Origin of the sequence: Vallitalea maricola, from assembly GCF_036985595.1 — a bacterium.
GTDB classification, from domain to species: domain Bacteria; phylum Bacillota; class Clostridia; order Lachnospirales; family Vallitaleaceae; genus Vallitalea; species Vallitalea maricola.
On sequence record NZ_BTPU01000327.1, the window covers coordinates 1 to 227 of the forward strand.

At 29.5% G+C, this 227-nt stretch carries 1 protein-coding gene; it reads left to right on the plus strand.

Features of this window, described 5'->3' with window-relative positions; all coding sequences use genetic code 11:
- Positions 1 to 202, plus strand: a 202-nt coding sequence (locus AACQ14_RS24255; protein WP_339366100.1) for a GNAT family N-acetyltransferase, incomplete at its 5' end; no start/stop codon positions are given.
- Between the last annotated feature and the right edge of the window lie 25 nt (positions 203 to 227).

Consider the following 227-nt stretch of genomic DNA (forward strand, 5'->3'; position numbering starts at 1 on the left):
ATTTGGCAGAAAAATAACAGAGGCTCTTATATATGAAGGGAAAAAACAAGGAATTATATCTTTTACTTTAGAAGTAAGAGTAAGCAACAAAAATGCAATTAAACTATATGAGAAGTTGGGATTTAAAATAGCTGGATTAAGAAAGAATTTTTATGATAAACCCAAAGAAGATGCATATATAATGTGGAAACAAGACTTATAGCCCTGCTAAGGCTATAAGTCTTGTT